Source organism: Limisphaera sp. VF-2 (assembly GCF_049537125.1).
GTDB lineage: Bacteria > Verrucomicrobiota > Verrucomicrobiia > Limisphaerales > Limisphaeraceae > Limisphaera.
In genome coordinates, this window is record NZ_JBMVQY010000001.1 from 1,464,936 (window position 1) to 1,478,901 (window position 13,966).

A 13,966-nucleotide genomic window follows, 5' to 3' on the forward strand; every position below is an offset into this window, starting at 1 on the left:
CCATGTACAACAGGTTGATTAGGAAAGGTTCCGCACGTTGTCAACCTTCGCCCAAGAGGAGGCGGTGCTCGAGTGCGCCCGCCTCCCGTGCTCCACCGCCACCAACGCTTCGTGGAGAAAGAAGGAGATCCATTCCAGGGCGGCCTGGCGGTCGGCGGGCGTGCCGCCGTGGAGGCGATATCGTCCATCGGGCTCGCGCACGAGCTTTGCAGTGCCCCAACACGCAATCACACGCGGGTGCCAACTCCACATTCCCAACCATCGTTTTCGCATTTTCATGCCTCCGAGCCTACCTCAGGGGGTCGGTCAAATACTGGGGTAGGCTCAAAAAAATTTTTCTCGTGTCAGCGGGGCTCCTGGGCCGCGCCGGAAAACGGTCGCGGGCAGGGAGCGCACCGTCAGCGGATTTGCTGGCCGAGCACCCCAGAGCAACCGCGCTCACTCCCGCCGCGGGCGCGGTCGTTCCGCCCGGGGCCGCGCCCAGAAACCGCGCAGGAACATTTGCGCAGCCGCGAGCAGGGGCAAAGGAATCGGATCGTTCCCGCGGCATGAATCTTCACCCCCGGGCTTGGAAAAGCACCCGCGCGGGCCGTAAGGTGGAACGCCGCGGAGCAGCACGGCCGTGGCAAGGCCGACTCTTCGGCGCAGCGGATGCGACGTCCGGGGCATGAGGATCAGGAGAGGAGGCGGGCCAGCGGCGGGTGGCGCTGGTTGCCGGCGGGCTGCCTCGCTCTTGGATGGTTGCTGGTGCCGGTGCTGCCCGAGCGATTCGCCGGAACAACTTCCGGGGCGCCGGAGGCGCCCGCCCGGTTGTCAGCGGCCGACAGGGTTGCGCTGGCGCCGTACGCGGGTTCGGCCGCGTGCCAGTCGTGTCACCGCGAAATCTACGACGCGTGGTATTTCTCGCATCACGCACGGGCAGAGCGGGAGTTGCATCCGGTGCGGGATCGCGAACCGTTCGATCCTCCCCGGTGGCTGCCGCACGGAACGCAGGTCTCGGGGTTTGTGGCCAGCAACGGTCTTTGGTTGCTGGTGCAGGGTCCCGAGGGCACCACGAATCGATTTGCCATCTGTCGCGCCCTCGGCGTTCGCCCGTTGGTGCAGTATCTCGTGCCTTTCCCCGGCGGCCGACTGCAGGTCACGGAACTGGCGTACGACCCGGCACGGCAGGAATGGTTTCATGTCTTCGGGGCGGAAGATCGTCAGCCGGGCGAGTGGGGTCACTGGACGGGCCGCGGGATGAACTGGAATTCGATGTGCGCGCACTGTCACAACACGGCGGTGCGCAAGAATTACGATCCGGCGCAGGACGGGTATGCCACGGTGATGGCGGAACGCGGGGTGGGATGCGAAGCCTGTCACGGCCCCATGCGTGCGCACGTGCTGTGGCAGCAACAACGGCCGGGCGCATCCCCGGACCCCACTCTGCGCAAGACATCGCCCCGGCGCCAGATGGAGACGTGCGCCAGTTGTCACGCGCGCCACACGGATCTCACCGGGCGTTTCCGCCCCGGCGATTCCTACGAGGACCATTTCCGGCTGGCGACGGTGGATGGATCCGACGTGTTCCATCCGGATGGCCAGGTCAGGGAGGAGAATTTCGAGTGGGCGGCGTTTCTGGGGAGCCGAATGCACGCGGCCGGGGTGCGATGCGTGGATTGTCACGATCCCCACAGCGGCCGGCTGCGGCGCCCGGGCAATCTGCTCTGTTTGAGCTGCCATGCACCCGGGGCGCATCACCGGGCGCCGCCCGTGGATGTGACGACCCATTCCCGGCATCCGCCGGGTTCGCCCGGCGATCAGTGCGTCGCCTGTCACATGCCGCAGACGGTGTACATGCAACGGCACCCGCGTCACGATCACGGTTTCACGATTCCGGATCCGTGGCTGACCGTGCGTTTCGGCATTCCGAATACCTGCAACCGGTGTCACACGAATCAGAGCGCCGCCTGGGCCCTCGAACATGCGGAACGGTGGTACGGCATCCGGTTGGCGCGCCCCGAGCGACGTCGTACCGAACTGATCGCGGGGGCCCGGGCCGGAGATCCGGCCGTCCTGCCCGGGGTGCTGGAGTGGGTGCAGAGGGAAACCAACGCCTATTGGCGCGCGGTCCTCCTGGGGTTTCTCACCGCCGCAGCGCAGGATGAGAAGGTTTTCCAAGTGGCGTCCAATTGCCTGCACGACCCGGCTGCGTTGGTGCGTGCCGCGGCGGTGCGGGTGTTGGAGGAGGGGCTGGCCGGAGGTTCAGCAGGCGCGAGGGCGTTGCTGGAAAGGGCCCTGGTGGATCCGGCACGCAGCGTGCGCATCGCGGCAGCGTGGGCGCTCCGGGCGACGTTGGACACGAACCAACCCGCCGGGCGCGAGTTGTTGGATTCTCTGGCGCATCACGCGGATCAACCCATCGGACAGTTCCTGCAGGGCTTGTTCTGGTTGGACCGCGGCCAATGGGAGTTGGCGCGGGAGGCCTTGCACCGCGCGATCCGTTGGGACCCGCATTCGGCTGCCCCGCGGGCCGCATTGGCCGTCGTTTGCAGCGCGCTCGGACAACCGGAAGCGGCGGTGGAGCAGTTGCAGGAGGCCTGTCGGCTGGCGCCCGGGGAGGCGGAATGGTGGTATCGCCTGGGGTTGGCATGGAACGAGGCCGGGCGTCCGGACCGCAGTGCGGAGGCGCTGGAGCGGGCCACGCAACTCAACCCCCGCCATGCAGCGGCGTGGTACAATCTCGGGCTGGCTCATGCCGGGATGGGGCGCGAAGGCGCGGCTCTGGAGTGCCTGAGCCGGGCGGAAGCCATGGAGCCCCGGGATCCACGCATTCCCTATGCCCGGGCCACCGTCCTGGCCCGGATCGGGCGATGGGCCGAGGCTCGCGCCGCCGCCGCACGGGTGCTGGAGTTGGATCCCGCGCATGCGGGAGCGCATCACCTGCTGCAGCAGCGTCCGCCTCCGAGATGAGCCCCGCCGGTCTCAGGCAAATCCATGGGTGCGGTACCACTCCCATTCCGGCTCATTTTCGTAGAGCCAGCGGTAATAGTCCTTTTGGGAAAGCAACGCGCCGGCCGCTTCATCCAGCACGACCGTGCAACGGGGGTGCAGCTGCAGCGCAGAAGCCGTGACCATGCTGGTGATGGGGCCCTCCACGGCGCGGGCGATGATTTCGGCCTTTTCCGCGCCGGTGGCCAGCAGGAGACACCGGCGGGCTTCCATGATGGTGCCCACGCCCATGGTGATGGCGCGGCGGGGCACGTGTTCGGCTCCGCCGAAGAGGGGAGCGTTTTGCTCGATGGTAACGGGGGTGAGGGCCTTGACGCGGGTCCGGGACTGCAGGGCCGAGAGGGGTTCGTTGAACCCGATGTGTCCCGCGCGGCCGATGCCGAGCAGTTGCAGGTCGATGCCGCCGGCGCGGCGGATGAGGGCCTCGTACCGCCGGCACTCGGCCTCCCAATCGGTCGCCATGCCATCCGGCAGGTGCGTGTTGCGGGGATCGATGTTGACGTGCGCGAACAGGTGCCGGCGCATGTAATGCCGGTAGGAGCGCGGGTCGTCCGGGGGCAGTCCGACGAATTCGTCGAGGTTGAAGGTCCGGCAGAGGGAGAAATCCAGGCCTTCCTCGCGATGCAGGCGCACCAGTTCGCGGTACACCTGTTCCATGGTCCGGCCCGTGGCCAGGCCGAGCACAAGATGCGGATTGGCGCGCAACTCGTGCGCAATCACGTGAGCCACGAGCCGGGCAGCGTCTTCGGCCGTCGGGCGCAAGATGACTTCCACGGGGTGGATGGAAGCACAACCCGGGGAGGTCTGCGATGCGGAAGAGACGTCCGGCCTGCCAGCAAGGCTGCGCAGGCCGACTCCCTTGACAGAGGCGGCGAGCAAATCCCGACTCCGTGGCCGCCGCCCGCTTGCTTGGCCGCCGACGGAACTCCGCGGATCAACCCATCGCCCACTGGGTTCCCGCGATGGCTTCCGTCTGCCGCGGGAGGTTCGCGCTCGGAGTCCAGGTCCGCCGCCTGACGGCGGCGGCTACCGCGGATTCCGTAGCCGCCGAAGAGAGTCAGCGGAAATTCCACCAGCAGAAGTCCGCCGCGTTACCGCGGCGGCTACCGAGCAGCGGCTAACTCAGCCTGGCGGGAGGCAGCGGATACGTGGTCAGCGCGCGCATGTACTGCGCACGTTCGAAGGCCGTCGGGTCCGGGCAGTTCTTTTGGCTGAGGCTGCCCTTGAGCTGGGCGACGGACTCGTACTCGTGCTCCTCGAGCCAGGCGATCATGTCGCGTTTGACGGTGGCCAGGTGCTGGGGGCCGTGCCGGATCAGGGCCGAGCACATCATGGTGACGTCGGCCCCGGCCATGAGCAGTTTGATGGCGTCGGTGGCCCGGTGCACGCCGCTGGTGGCGGCGAGACTGGCGGACAGGCGGCCGTACAGGATGGCAATCCAGCGCAGGGGCAGGCGCATGGCCATCGGGGTGCTGAGGAGCACATTGGGCCGTATCTCGAGGGTTTCCAGGTCAATGTCGGGTTGATAGAAGCGGTTGAACAGCACCAGGCCATTGGCGCCCGCGGCCACGAGGCGTTTGGCCACGTGAGCAAAGTTGGTGAAGAAGGGGCTGAGTTTGACGGCCACCGGAATGCTGACAGCGGCACGGACGGCACGGACGATCTCGACGTAGGTGTTTTCGATCTCCTCGGCGCTCTGGTCCGGATCGGTGGGGATGTTGTAAATGTTCAGTTCCAGGGCGTCGGCGCCGGCCTGCTGGATTTTGCGGGCGTATTCGGTCCAGCCGCCCAGGGTGGATCCGTTGAGGCTGGCGATGACGGGGATGCGGAGGGCCTGTTTGGCGCGGGCGATGAGTTCGAGGTAATCCTCCGGTCCCAGACGGAATTCGGCGGGTTCCGGGAAATAGGTCAGGGCCTCAGGGTACGACTCGACGCCATGCGAGAGGTGATAGTCCAGCTCGGCGCTTTCGGCACGGAGTTGTTCCTCGAACAGCGAGTGCAGGACCACGGCGGACGCCCCGGCGTCCTCCAGGCGTTTCAGGTCCTCCAGTTTCTCGGTCAAGGGTCCGGCCGACGGAACGAGGGGGTGTTCCAGCGACAGACCGAGGTAGGTGGTTTTCAGGTCCATAGGCGTGTGTTGGGGCGGGGGGGTCCAAACCTCGGAACGGCTCCGGCAGCACCGGAGCCGTCCCTGCGAATCCGCTCAAACCTTGGCCGGTGGGGCCACCGGTTCTTCGACATGTCCGTTGCCGTTGACCTTGCGCGAGGCCAGGTAGGCGAAGAACTTCCAACGCGCCTCGGCGTCCTTCTGGGCCAGTTCGAACAGTCGCTTGGCTTCTTCCGGCTTGCTTTTGAGCAGCATTTTGAAGCGTGTTTCGCTCAACAGGTATTCTTCGAGTTTGGCCCGGGCTGCCGGTGAATCGAGCTGCAACGGGTTCTCTCCGGCGGCGGCGCGGCGCGGGTCATAGCGATAGAGCAGCCACTGGCCGGAATCCACCAGGAGCTTTTGCTGGCGGGCGCCGACCCCCATGTCGAGGGCGATGCCATGGGCGATGCAATGGCTGTAGGCGATGATGATCGAGGGACCCGGGTAGGATTCGGCCTCCAAGAAGGCCCGCAGGGTGTGCTCGTCGCGGGCCCCCATCGCCACGCTGGCCACGTAAATGTGGCCGTAGGTCATGCAGATGAGTCCGAGGTCTTTCTTCGGGGTGGACTTGCCGGCGGCGGCGAACTTGGCCACGGCACCGCGCGGGGTGGCCTTGGACATCTGACCGCCGGTGTTGGAGTAAACCTCCGTGTCCAGCACCAGGACGTTGACGTCGCGGTTCATGGCCAGCACATGGTCCAGGCCGCCGTAGCCGATGTCGTAGGCCCAGCCGTCGCCGCCGATGATCCAGACGCTCTTGTGAACCAGGGTGTCGGCGATGGGCAGGAGGAGGCGCGCCTCCGGGGAGGGATGGCTTTTGAGCTTTTCCTTGAGGGCGGCGACGCGCTCGCGTTGCTCGTAGATGCCCGCTTCGTCCCGGGCCCTGCTGCCCTCGAGCAGGGCCTGCACGAAATCGTCCCCCAAGACCGGGGCCAGCTTTTGCACCAGTTCGCAGGCAAATTCGCGTTGCTTGTCCAGACTGATGCGGAAACCGAAGCCGAACTCAGCGTTGTCCTCGAACAGCGAGTTGCACCAGGCCGGTCCGCGCCCGTGGGCATCCTGCGTGTACGGGGTGGTGGGCAGGTTCCCTCCGTAGATGGAGGAACAACCCGTGGCATTGGCGATGAGCAGGCGGTCGCCGAACAGCTGGGTGAGCATCTTGATGTAGGGCGTCTCGCCGCAACCGGCACAGGCGCCGCTGAATTCGAACAGGGGCGGCAGCACCTGCTGACTGCGCAGTTGCCCCAGCTTGACGGTGCGCCGGTCGGGATCGGGCAGGCGCAGGAAAAACTCCCAGTTTTCGCGTTCCTGGAGCCGCAGCGGGGCCTGCGGACGCATGTTGATGGCCTTGAGCTTGGGCTCCTGTTTGTTGCGCGCCGGACAAACCTCCACGCAGAGGGCGCAGCCGGTGCAGTCCTCGGGGGCCACCTGCAAGGTGAACTTGAGACCTTTCCAGTCCGGGTTCCGGGCATCCGTGCTCTTGAAGGTGGGCGGCGCACCTTCCAGGTACTTGGCGTCGTACACCTTCATGCGGATGGTGGCATGGGGACAGATGGCCACGCACTTGGCGCACTGAATGCAGACTTTCTCGTCCCAGACGGGGATTTCCAATGCGATGTTGCGTTTCTCGTAGCGGGCCGTGCCGGTGGGGAAGGTGCCGTCCACCGGGAAGGCGCTCACCGGCAGTTCATCGCCCCGGCCCAGGGCCAGCCTGCCCAGGACATTCCGCACGAAATCGGGCGCGTCCGGGGTCACGCCGCCCAGCAATTCCCGGGTGCTGGTGACGCGGTCGGGCACGGGCACCTCGTGCAGGTTGGCCAGCGTGTTTTCGACGGCCTGAATGTTTTTGCGGACGACCTCCTCGCCTTTCCGTCCGTAGGTCTTGCGGATGGCCTCCTTGATTTTCTCGATGGCCTGTTCCCGGGGCAGCACGCCGGCCAGGGCGAAAAAGCAAACCTGCATGATCGTGTTGATGCGGCCGCCCATGCCGCTGGCGCGGGCCACGCTGGTGGCATCGATGATGTAAAAACGGGCCTTCTTGCGGATCAGCCCCTCCTGCACCACCCGGGGCAAATGATCCCAGACCTCTTCCTTCGAGTAGGGCGTGTTGAGGAGGAACGTGCCCCCCTCCACCAACGGGGCGGTCACGTCATACCGCTCCAGGAACACCGGCTGATGACAGGCCACGAAATTGGCCCGGCTGATCAGATACGTCGAGCGAATGGGCCGTGGACCGAAACGCAGGTGGGACACGGTCATGGAGCCCGACTTCTTGGAGTCGTACACGAAATAACCCTGGGCGTAGTTGTCGGTCTCTTCGCCGATGATCTTGATGGAGTTCTTGTTGGCGCCCACGGTGCCGTCGGCCCCCAAACCGTAAAAGAGGGCGCGCACGACGTCGTCGCTCTCGGTGGAGAAGTTCGGATCGTAGTCCAAGCTGGTGTGGGTGACGTCGTCGTGGATGCCCACGGTGAAGTGATTCTTGGGCCGGGCCGCGGCCAGGTTGTCGAACACGGCCTTGACCATGGCCGGAGTGAATTCCTTGGAGGAAAGCCCGTAGCGGCCCCCGACGACGAGGGGCATTTGCGGGAAAGGTGCCCAACCGTTTTGCTGAGCCTCCAGCAGGGCTGCCAGACAATCCTGATAGAGCGGCTCACCGGCCGAGCCGGGTTCCTTGGTGCGGTCCAGCACGGCAATGGCCCGTACCGTCGGCGGCAAAGCAGCAACGAAACGCTTGATGTCGAACGGCCGGAAGAGCCGCACCTTGACGATGCCCACTTTCTCGCCCCGTTCCACCAGATAGTCGACGGTTTCGTGGGCCGTTTCGCAACTGGACCCCATCAAGACGATCACGCGTTCGGCATCCGGCGCCCCGACGTAGTCGAACAGGTGGTATTGCCGGCCGACCTTCCGGGCCAGCTCGTCCATGACGGTTTGGACGATGTCCGGGCAGGCCAGATAGAAGGGGTTGCAGGCTTCGCGCGCCTGGAAGTAGGCATCCGGGTTTTGCGCCGTGCCGCGCAGGACCGGGTGATCCGGGGAGAGCGCCCGCCGGCGATGGGCCTCGATGGCCTCCATGTCCATCAGCGACAGCATCACCTCGTCGGGAATCACCTCGATCTTCTGCACCTCATGCGAGGTGCGGAAGCCGTCGAAGAAATGCACAAACGGCACCCGGGCGCGGAAGGTGGCCGCCTGCGCGACGAGCGCAAAGTCCATGGCCTCCTGCACCGAGGCCGAGCCCAGCATGGCAAACCCCGTGGCCCGCGCGGCCATGATGTCGCTGTGATCGCCGAAAATGGACAGCGCGTGGGTGGCCACGGTGCGGGCACTGATGTGAAAGACGGTCGGAAGCAGTTCGCCCGCGATCTTGTACATGTTGGGGATCTTCAAAAGCAGCCCCTGCGAGGCGGTGAAGGTGTTGGCGAGGGCGCCGGTCTGCAGCGCCCCGTGCAGGGCCCCGGCCGCGCCCGCTTCGCTCTGCATCTCCACCACCGTGGGAATGGTCCCCCAGAGGTTCCGTTTCCCTTCCGCGGCCCATTGATCGCACCACTCGCCCATGGGTGAGGAGGGCGTGATGGGATAGATGCACATCACTTCGTTGAGCCGGTAACTCACGTAGGCCACGGCCTCGTTGCCGTCCACCGCCATGTATTTCTTTTCGCTCATGGGTCGCTCCAAACGAAAAACGGGGCCCGGCCGCCGGCCCGCCCAGCAGGCCCTGTGCTGCGGGCTCTCGGGGCCCTGTGCGGGCAGCGGATGCCGTTCTCTGCACGGTTCAACCTACCCCAGGGCGCTCCGGTGGCCTGCCGTTTTTTGCCAATCTACGATCAAAGTTTGTCCGGTCCACCGACCGTGGTCCAACTCGCAGTTTGCGGGGCCCGGTCCACCCCGCCGGGACCGCCCAGCAGAAAGCGCCAAAACGTGGTTCCCAGGCTGCGGGCGCCCTCCCTCGGCCATTTCCAGTGGTTGTAGAGACCGTGCACGATCAACGGTGCCAACACCAGAGCCCCGAGGCCCAGCGACGTGGTCTTCAAGAGCGTCAACACCAGGACGAAACTGCTCAAATTCGAGACGATGATGGGCCAGGTGAAGGGGGTGCGGTTTTCCGTGCTGATCAGGGTGCCCCAGAACACGTAATTCATCTCCAAAAAGCCGTGCAGCGCCAGCAGGGCCAACCATGGCATGGGCAGAAGGCTCTTGTCCGGTTGGGCCACCTGCAACAGCCAGGGCACCAATCCGATCACCAGGCCGGCCAACAAGAGGTAGGTTGCATATTGCAACCACAGCCGGGGCCAGACCACCCGTTGCATGGCGGGCAGATCCTGGCGGACGCGCAACTGTCCCAGGTAAGGCCATTTCACGGTGGTCCACACCTGGGCCATACTTGAGCAAAGGGTGATGAGCTGCAAGGTGAACCCGTACTGACCACTGGCCGCCAACCCGAGCAGGGGCAGGCAGACCAGGGTGTTGGCCTGACTGCCCAGGTAATTGCTGAAGAGCTGCAGGCCCACGCGCCAGCTGTTGGGCCACAGCACCGCGATCAACTCCCGCACCGTCCGGGAATCGGTCCCCCCGGGTTCGGGGCCCAAGATGGCCAACACTTCCCGCCGCGCCAGGTACCGCTGGACCAAGGCCGCCACCAAACCCGCCAGAGGAACGCTGAGCAAGCCGCCCCCCGCCACCAACAAACCGCAACTCAGGGCAATCTTGATGGTCTGGGCCAGGGCCACCTGCCGCGTGCTGCTGAGCACACGATCCAGATTGCGCAGGAAGACATTCCACCAGCCGCTGTAGATCTCCCAGAGAATGGAGAGCAGGGTCAGGCCCCAGGCGACCCAGGTGAGGGCAGGGGAACTGGTCTTGTCCACCGCTTTGCTGACGGCCCAGGTCCCCAGGGCCGCCAGAAAGGCGAGGGCGCCCAGGGTCAGCAGCCGGTACAACCACCGGGTGGTGTGCAAGAGTTGCCAGAGCAGCACTCGATTGGGGCCGACGGCACCGGGTTCGGGGACGAACCCCTGGGCGCGCAGCTGCCGGGCCCCCCCCATGGCGTAACTGACGGCGCGACCCACGCTGGAGGAAAACCCCAGATCCAGGATCGGAACCAGGGCCGCCAGGCTGAGGAACACGAAGTAGGTGTCGAAGTCCGGCTTGGACAGCCGCGTGGCCAGCAACGGCAACACCACCAGTCCGGCGGTCAGGCGCAAGCCGTTCATCACCCATGACCAGGCAACGGCCGACTGCCAGAGGCGTCGCATCCAAAATGCCAAGCGGGATCGGTCCGGCCCGGGCTCTGAGGCTGCGGTTGCCATGTGAACGTTGCTCAGTGGAGGCGAGACCCCGGGGCAGGGTCAAGCCGGCGCTACCCGGGGCGGAGCGGGTCGGAGCCCGCCGCAAGACAGTCCGACCGAGCCACGTGGAGATCCGGCCCGCCAGAGCCCCCCGGGCAGAACGCCCGCTCTCCCATGGAGTGCGCCCGATCGGATGGACCGAATGGGGCGCGAGTCCCGTGGCCGGGCAGTCGGTGCGCTTTCACGCAGGCGGTTTGCCCCGGTGGCCCTGCGTGCGGTACCATGCGCCAACCGGGCCGCCACCTGCGGACCCGGCGCGATTTCCGGGATTGTTTCGCCGGGCGGCGGCGAGTATTGAACCTTGTGCCCCGGCCCGACAATGGTTCGGGCGGGCAACAGCAGCATCCATGAAAGTGGTGATTTTTTGCGGCGGGTTGGGCACGCGACTGCGCGAAGAAACGGAGTTTCGTCCCAAGCCCATGGTGCCGATCGGGGATCGACCGATCCTCTGGCACATCATGAAGACCTACGCCCACTACGGGCACAAGGAGTTCATCCTCTGCCTGGGCTACAAGGGGGAGATCATCAAGGAGTACTTTCGCAATTACCAGTGGTTCACCAGCGATGTCACGCTGCGGCTGGGACCGCGGCCCCGCATCAAATACCACAACCAGCACGACGAGGAGGACTGGGTGGTCACGCTGGTGGACACCGGTTTGCACACGCAGACGGGAGGCCGCCTGAAACGTGCCCTCCGGTTCATCAAAGAGGACACCTTTCTCTGCACCTACGGAGACGGCCTGACCGACAGTGACATCAACGCCTCCATCGCCTTCCATCGCCGGCAAAAGAAAATCGTCACCATCACCGCCGTCCATCCCACGGGACGGTTTGGCGACCTGGAGATCGAGGGCGACCGCGTGGTCGCCTTCAACGAAAAACCCGAAAAACAAACCGGCTACATCAACGGCGGCTTCTTCGTCATGGACCGCCGCATCGAGGAATACCTGACCGACGACAACTGCGTGCTGGAGCGCGAGCCGCTGCAGCGACTGGCCGCCGAGGGGCAGATTGCGGCCTGGCGGCATGACGGATTCTGGCAGTGCATGGATACCTACCGCGAACAGCAACTGCTGACGCAGTTGTGGAATTCGGGGCGCGCCCCCTGGAAGGTTTGGTGACGGCGTGAAGGAGTCGGCGGAAATGTTTGCCGGGTTTTACGCCGGACGACGCGTGCTGGTGACAGGACACACCGGATTCAAAGGCGCCTGGCTCTGCCTGTGGCTGCGGCGGCTCGGGGCCGAAGTCCACGGATTCAGCCTGCCGCCCCCCACCCAACCCAATCTCTACGAACTGTTGCCGCCGGAGACCTTCGCCAGTGAGACGAGGGGCGACGTCCGGCAGGCCGAGGCCGTGGTCGCCGTGGTGCGACAGGTTCGGCCGGAGGTGGTTTTTCATTTGGCGGCCCAAGCCTTGGTGCGCCGCTCCTATGCGGAGCCCCTGGAAACGTTCCAAACCAACGCCCTGGGTACGGCGCACCTGCTGGAGGCCGTGCGCATGTGCGGTCAACGGTGCATCACGGTAGTGGTCACCAGCGACAAGTGCTACGAAAACCGCGAATGGGTGTATGCCTATCGCGAGAACGACCCGTTGGGCGGCCACGACGTCTATTCGATGAGCAAAGCGGCGGCCGAGCTGGTGGCCCTGGCATGGTACCGCTCCTTCTTCCGGCCCGACCCCCGGTTGGGTCCGGTGGTCACGGCGCGCGCCGGCAATGTGATCGGCGGCGGGGACTACGCACCGGATCGGATCGTCCCGGATTGCGTACGAGCCCTGTTGGAGGGCCGGCCCATTCCCGTGCGGCGCCCCCGGGCCGTGCGGCCCTGGCAACACGTCCTAGAATGCCTGAGCGGGTACCTGTGGCTGGCGGCTCGACTCGCAGAGACCCCGCCGGATTCCCCGCTCATCGGTCCCTTCAATTTCGGTCCCGACCCCACCGCCCAACAGCCGGTGCAGGTACTGGTCGAAACCCTGCTCCGGCACTGGCCCGGCCAATGGGTGGACGCTTCTGACCCGGCCGCCCCCCACGAGGCAACCCTGTTGAGCCTGGCCATCGAGAAAGCGGCGGCGCTCCTGGGCTGGCGCCCGGTCTGGACGTTTGCCCGGGCGGTGGAGGAAACCGTGCGGTGGTACCGGCGCCGGCACGTGGACGGCCACACCGACATGGCCGGCTTCAGCCTCGAACAAATTGCCGCCTACGAAGCCGACGCTCACCGGCTCGGACTGGCCTGGGCACGCACCCCATGAACACGACCGATCGCTGCTGTCGTTCCTGCGGGGCCCCGGACCGGGTGCTGATCCTCGATCTCGGTACCCAGCCGCTGGCCAACAACCTGCTGCGGCCCGAAGACCTGGACAAACCGGAGCCCCGTTTTCCCCTGCGCCTGGCGGTCTGTCCTCGTTGCTGGCTGCTCCAGATCACCGACCTGGTTCCGCCCGTGACCCTCTTTTCCGAGTACCTTTACTTTTCGTCTTTCTCGGATGCGATGCTGCAGCATGCACGGCAGGCCGCCGAGCGGTACATCCGCGAGTTTCACCTCGGTCGACACAGCTTCGTCATCGAAATCGCCAGCAACGACGGCTACCTGCTGCAAAACTTCGTGGCCGCCGGGGTACCGTGTCTGGGGATCGAACCGGCCTCCAACATCGCCCGAGTGGCGAGACAAAAAGGGATCGAGACGCTGGAAGCCTTCTTCGGTCTGGACCTGGCACGGCGCCTGGTGACCGAGGGTCGCTCGGCCGATCTGGTGCTGGGCAACAACGTGTTCGCCCACGCGCCCGATACCAACGACTTTGTGGCCGGGCTGGCCACGTTGCTCCGGCCGGGCGGCCGGGTCATTTTGGAGTTTCCCTACGGGGTGGACTTCATCGAACGCACCGAGTTCGACACGATCTACCACGAGCACGTCTTTTACTTTACGCTCACCCCGTTGATCCCCCTGTTTCAGCGGCATGGACTGGAAATCTTTCATGTGGAGCGCATCCCCATCCACGGCGGGTCGCTGCGGTTGTTTGCGGGCCGACGCGGGGACCATGCGGTCAGCCGGAGCGTGGCGGATTTGCTGGCGGATGAACAGCAGCGCGGTGTGGCTTCGCTCGGGTACTACGAAGGTTTTGCCGGGCGCGTGGCCCGGCTCAAGACGGAGCTCTGCAGCCTGTTGCGGGACTTGAAAGCCCGCGGACAACGGCTGGCGGCGTATGGCGCCGCGGCCAAGGGCAGCACGCTGCTCAATTACTACGGCATCGGCAGAGAGACCCTCGACTTTGTGGCGGATCGCAGCCCCTACAAACAGGGTCGGCTCATGCCCGGAGTGCATCTGCCCATCCGGCCGCCGAGTGCATTGCTCGAGGAGCGCCCGGATTACACCCTGCTGCTGGCCTGGAATTTTGCGGATGAAATCCTGGCCCAGCAGGCCGCCTACCGCCAGGCCGGCGGTCGGTTCATCCTTCCCGTCCCCGAAGTGCGCGTGGTCTGACG

At 65.7% G+C, this 13,966-nt stretch carries 9 protein-coding genes; 4 read left to right on the plus strand and 5 right to left on the minus strand.

Annotated elements, in window-relative coordinates; all coding sequences use genetic code 11:
• Positions 1-18: 18 nt before the first annotated feature.
• A complete protein-coding gene (locus ACPDIT_RS05310) occupies positions 19-279 on the minus strand; it encodes a hypothetical protein (protein ID WP_423442132.1) in 261 nt (86 codons plus the stop codon).
• 372 nt (positions 280-651) lie between these two features.
• Here ACPDIT_RS05310 and ACPDIT_RS05315 point away from each other — a divergent pair, with 372 nt between their 5' ends.
• Positions 652-2,952, plus strand: a complete 2,301-nt coding sequence (locus ACPDIT_RS05315) for a tetratricopeptide repeat protein (protein WP_423442133.1) — start codon at positions 652-654, stop codon at positions 2,950-2,952.
• Between the two features lie 12 nt (positions 2,953-2,964).
• Here ACPDIT_RS05315 and nagB read toward each other — a convergent pair whose 3' ends face one another.
• The 4 genes from nagB to ACPDIT_RS05335 form a co-directional block, all read right to left on the minus strand.
• Positions 2,965-3,765 carry a glucosamine-6-phosphate deaminase gene (gene nagB, locus ACPDIT_RS05320; protein WP_423442134.1) on the minus strand — a complete coding sequence of 267 codons (801 nt, stop codon included), beginning with the start codon at positions 3,763-3,765 and terminating at the stop codon, positions 2,965-2,967.
• Positions 3,766-4,108: 343 nt separating this feature from the next.
• On the minus strand, positions 4,109-5,119 hold the full coding sequence (locus ACPDIT_RS05325) for a dihydroorotate dehydrogenase-like protein (RefSeq protein WP_423442135.1): 1,011 nt from the start codon (positions 5,117-5,119) through the stop codon (positions 4,109-4,111).
• Between the two features lie 75 nt (positions 5,120-5,194).
• On the minus strand, positions 5,195-8,806 hold the full coding sequence (gene nifJ, locus ACPDIT_RS05330; RefSeq protein WP_423442136.1) for a pyruvate:ferredoxin (flavodoxin) oxidoreductase: 3,612 nt from the start codon (positions 8,804-8,806) through the stop codon (positions 5,195-5,197).
• 161 nt (positions 8,807-8,967) lie between these two features.
• On the minus strand, positions 8,968-10,395 hold the full coding sequence (locus ACPDIT_RS05335) for a hypothetical protein (protein ID WP_423442137.1): 1,428 nt from the start codon (positions 10,393-10,395) through the stop codon (positions 8,968-8,970).
• Between the two features lie 440 nt (positions 10,396-10,835).
• Between ACPDIT_RS05335 and rfbF the strand changes: the two genes are divergently transcribed.
• Genes rfbF through ACPDIT_RS05350 form a run of 3 tightly spaced genes read left to right on the plus strand, consistent with a single transcriptional unit; the run spans position 10,836 to position 13,964 of the window.
• Positions 10,836-11,609 carry a glucose-1-phosphate cytidylyltransferase gene (rfbF, locus tag ACPDIT_RS05340; RefSeq protein WP_423442138.1) on the plus strand — a complete coding sequence of 258 codons (774 nt, stop codon included), beginning with the start codon at positions 10,836-10,838 and terminating at the stop codon, positions 11,607-11,609.
• 4 nt (positions 11,610-11,613) lie between these two features.
• The gene (gene rfbG / locus ACPDIT_RS05345; RefSeq protein ID WP_423442139.1) at positions 11,614-12,735 is read left to right on the plus strand and encodes a CDP-glucose 4,6-dehydratase; all 1,122 of its coding nucleotides are present in this window, start codon (positions 11,614-11,616) and stop codon (positions 12,733-12,735) included.
• Complete coding sequence (locus ACPDIT_RS05350) at positions 12,732-13,964, plus strand: methyltransferase domain-containing protein (protein WP_423442140.1); 1,233 nt, start codon at positions 12,732-12,734, stop codon at positions 13,962-13,964. Before rfbG ends, ACPDIT_RS05350 begins: the two co-directional genes overlap by 4 nt.
• Positions 13,965-13,966 lie beyond the last annotated feature (2 nt).

Excerpts from the sequence above, each read along its gene's own strand:
- ACPDIT_RS05310 (WP_423442132.1), bottom strand. The coding sequence starts at position 279 with ATGAAAATGCGAAAACGATGGTTGGGAATGTGGAGTTGGCACCCGCGT.
- ACPDIT_RS05315 (WP_423442133.1), top strand. The coding sequence starts at position 652 with ATGCGACGTCCGGGGCATGAGGATCAGGAGAGGAGGCGGGCCAGCGGC.
- ACPDIT_RS05325 (WP_423442135.1), bottom strand. The coding sequence starts at position 5,119 with ATGGACCTGAAAACCACCTACCTCGGTCTGTCGCTGGAACACCCCCTC.
- nifJ (WP_423442136.1), bottom strand. The coding sequence starts at position 8,806 with ATGAGCGAAAAGAAATACATGGCGGTGGACGGCAACGAGGCCGTGGCC.
- ACPDIT_RS05335 (WP_423442137.1), bottom strand. The coding sequence starts at position 10,395 with ATGCGACGCCTCTGGCAGTCGGCCGTTGCCTGGTCATGGGTGATGAAC.
- rfbF (WP_423442138.1), top strand. The coding sequence starts at position 10,836 with ATGAAAGTGGTGATTTTTTGCGGCGGGTTGGGCACGCGACTGCGCGAA.
- ACPDIT_RS05350 (WP_423442140.1), top strand. The coding sequence starts at position 12,732 with ATGAACACGACCGATCGCTGCTGTCGTTCCTGCGGGGCCCCGGACCGG.